Origin of the sequence: Verrucosispora sp. SN26_14.1 (assembly GCF_004307965.1) — a bacterium.
In the GTDB taxonomy this organism is placed as follows: Bacteria; Actinomycetota; Actinomycetes; order Mycobacteriales; family Micromonosporaceae; genus Micromonospora.
This window is the reverse complement of sequence record NZ_SISL01000576.1, coordinates 1-3,334: the sequence shown is the minus strand read 5'-3', so window position 1 is coordinate 3,334 and position 3,334 is coordinate 1. Positions and strand designations below refer to the sequence as shown.

The following is a 3,334-nucleotide window of genomic DNA, read 5'->3' as shown; positions in this document are numbered from 1 at the left end:
GCCCGGTCGACGGCCCCGCCGTCGGCGGCCACGGCGTACCGACCGGACCGGTGGTGACCGCGTCCAGGTCCACGGCGACGCGGGCGAGCAGGCCCGCCGCGCCGGTCGCCGCGTACTCGCTGCTGGCCAGTTCGAGCAGCCGGATCGCGTCGACCCGCCGGCCGAGGCGCGCGTGCTGGGCGCCGAGCAGCCAGGCCAGCCGGGCCCGGGAGAGCCGCTCCACCGGCCGGTTGAGCCCGGCGAGCGCCTGTTCCAGCCAGGCCATCGCGGCCGGGTCGACCGGGTCGGCGATCCAGGCCCGCCAGGACGGCAGGGCGGGCGCACCCGGCCAGTCCAGCGGCGGATCCGCGATGGTGGCGAGGACGGCGTGCGCGGCCTCGGCGTCCCCGCCGAGCGCGTGGTGGGTGGCGAGTTCCCACCGGTGTTCGAAGACCAGCCCGGAGTTGCTGCCGACCGCCGAGTCGACCAACCGCCCCACGACCCCGACCCACGCCTCGACGTCGCCCGCCGCCAGGTGCAGCGCGGCGGCGCACTCGGCGATGTGGAACCCGACCCAGGCCGACCCCGAGCGGGCCGCCAGCAGCCGCGCCTCGTCCAGACAACGCCGCGCCTGCGTCAGGTCGCCGCAGAGCGCCTCGCACTTGGCCAGCCACGACACGATCTCGGCCTGGAGGTCGAGCCGCCCGGCCTCGACCGCGTACGCCTGGGCGCGACGCAGCGTCGCCCGGCCGCGCAGCAGGTCACCGGACCACGCGTCGCCCATCCCGAGCATGGTGGTGAACCGGGCCCGCCGGGCCGGGTCGGTCTCCTCCTCGCCGGACACCCACCGCTCGACGAGGGCGGCGAACCTGGGGCGCACCTGGTCGGGTCGCAGCGCGCTCAACGTGGCGATCATCGCGCACTCCACGTGCAGCGGATCGTCGTGCAGCCCGGCGCTGGCGAAGAGGCGCAACGCGTCGTCGGTCTCCCGGGGAGCGACCCGCCGCCCGGTCCGGGCACCCACCGCGCAGCCGACCGCGTGGTGCAGGAACTCGACCTCGGGACGTGGCGGGAGGGTCCGTAGCCGTGCCAACCGCCGGACGATCGGCGGCAGGACGGTCGGGTCGGCGGTCCGGGACACCGCGACGAACGCCTCCGCCACCAGCCGGGCGGCGGCCACCGGATCGGCGGCCCGGTCGGCGGCGGCCAGCAGTCGGTCGGCGTCCTCCGGCCGGTGGCCACACTGGTCGATCTCCACGTCCGTCACCTTCGTCGTACCAGCGCAGCAGCCACACCCTAGCTGGGGATCCTCCCAGGGTGCCGCGACCCGGCGACTGATTGCCGACTCAGCGGTCGGAGAGCGCCCGGACGGGTGCGACGGTACCGCTCATGATCCTTCGTAACCGCAGGCGAGTGGCGATGGTCGTCGCCCCGCTGCTCGCCATACCGCTGGCGTTGACCGCCGGCAGCACCGCCGCCTCCGCCGACAAGCCGCCGCGCAAGAAGCTGTCGTACGCCCGGGTCTGCGACCCGACCGGCTGCTACCTGTCCTGGCGGGTGGTCGACAGCGACAAGGACGGCTTCAGCGACGCCGACGAGGTGGCGGCGGGCACCGACCCGTGGGACCCGGCCAGCCGACCCAGCCTCGAGGTGGCCGTGGAACTGGCCTCGGTGAACAAGCTGCCGTCCTTCGGGTACGGGCGGGGCAGCTTCATCGCCTTCCCCGAAGACCTGCTCGCGCTCCGGGAGACCACCACCAACCTGCCGACCCTGGGGGTCTTCGCCCTTCCGGTGCGCAAGGACACCTACAGCCGGCTCGGCATCGACCTCAAGCAGTTCGACGAGCTCAAGCTCTCGGTGCAGCGCGACGGCGTCGCGATCGGCCGGGGCACCCGCTCGCAGGCCGTCGGCGAGCCGGGCAACCCGCTGATCACGCCCTTCGAATCGATGTTCGTCGAGTACGAGCCGGGCGAGACGACGCACAGCCCGGCCGCGTACGGCGGGGTCGTGAAGACCGAGAAGCCGTGGTTCGGCGACTCCGACTACCGGCTGCACTACGCCGACGGGTCGCGCGACGAGGTCGACCTGGTGCCGGGCGGGTCGGTGCGGGAACACGTCAACGCCGACGGGTCCACGGGCAACACCGTCTTCACCCAGTACGAGGAGCGCGGCGAGACGGGCGACCTCTACACCGAGCAGACCGTCATGGTCTTCGACCCGCATGGCCGCCTGATCAGTGAGACCACCACCAAGAGCCACACCAAGAACGGTCAGTCGGACACCCACTCCGAGACGACCGTGCACCTCTACGACCAGAACGGGAAGAAGACCGGCACCGTCCATGTGGAGAGCGTCACCTTCAACAGCTCGACCCACAGCTCCGGCAACCAGACCGTCACCACCTGCGACACCAGCGGTAACTGCGGCGACGGCATCAACACCCACTACGACTCCGACGACGACACCGGCGGCGAGCACGGCGACGACGGGGGTGACGACGGCAGCGGCCACGGTGACCAGGAGGGCGACCACGGGTACGTCAACCCCGACTACTCCGGCGACGTGGTCTCCGTGCTGGCCGGTGCCGACGGCATCACCCGCTTCCTCGGCGCGAACATCACGCCGGTCCGGAACTGGACGCCGCCGTACGCCAACGGCACCATCCCGGAGAACAAGCTGAGCGGGATCATCTACGTCGACGACACCGCCAACGCGTACAACACGGTCTTCTCGGAGCCCCGGATCAGCGGGGCGCAGCCGGAGCACGTACCCGGCCTCTCCCAGCCCTGGATCGGTGCCCCGCCGCCGAACCCGGACGGTTGCAACGGCCTCTGCTGAGCCACTGGCCGGGCGTCGTCGACCCGACGGCGCCCGGCCTGCTCATGCTCCCCCTCCGCATCGGCATCGCTGGTGGGCCGTGCGGACGAAAGATCTTCGCTCCGGTGGCCCGGCTTGATCGTTACGCCTATCGTCGGGCCCGGCCAGGGATCCGACGAGGCGAGGAGCACCATGACCAGCCCGGTACTCTCCGTGACGAAACCGTCCACCCGACCGGGCACCGGTGTCCGCGTCGGCATCGGGCTCGTGCTGCTGCTACCCGCCTTCCTCGCCCTGCTCTGGTCCTATCTGCTGCCCACCGGGTTGGCGATCGCGCGGTCGACGACCCGGGACAACCTGCTCGGTCCGGCGACCGACGTCGGCACCGAGCACTATCGACAGCGCTTCGAGCAGGGCGTGGTCGGCGAGTACCGGATGGCGCTGCTGTTGACGATCGTGCCGCTCGTGCTGGCTCTGCTGGTCGCACCGCTGCTGGCCCTGCTCGCCGACCGCGCCGGGCGAGGACCCCGGCTCGCGG

Annotated in this window: 2 protein-coding genes and 1 pseudogene; 2 read left to right on the top strand and 1 reads right to left on the bottom strand. The window is 72.4% G+C overall.

Annotation, left to right across the window (positions count from 1 at the left end):
• Positions 1-1,237: hypothetical protein (locus EYA84_RS29325; RefSeq protein WP_131057288.1), on the bottom strand; the 1,237-nt coding region annotated here is incomplete at its 3' end.
• Positions 1,238-1,368: 131 nt separating this feature from the next.
• On the opposite strand from EYA84_RS29325, the gene EYA84_RS29320 reads away from it, so the two are divergent.
• On the top strand, positions 1,369-2,817 hold the full coding sequence (locus EYA84_RS29320) for a thrombospondin type 3 repeat-containing protein (protein WP_131057287.1): 1,449 nt from the start codon (positions 1,369-1,371) through the stop codon (positions 2,815-2,817).
• 171 nt (positions 2,818-2,988) lie between these two features.
• Positions 2,989-3,334: pseudogene (locus EYA84_RS29315) on the top strand (sugar ABC transporter permease); the annotation flags it as partial.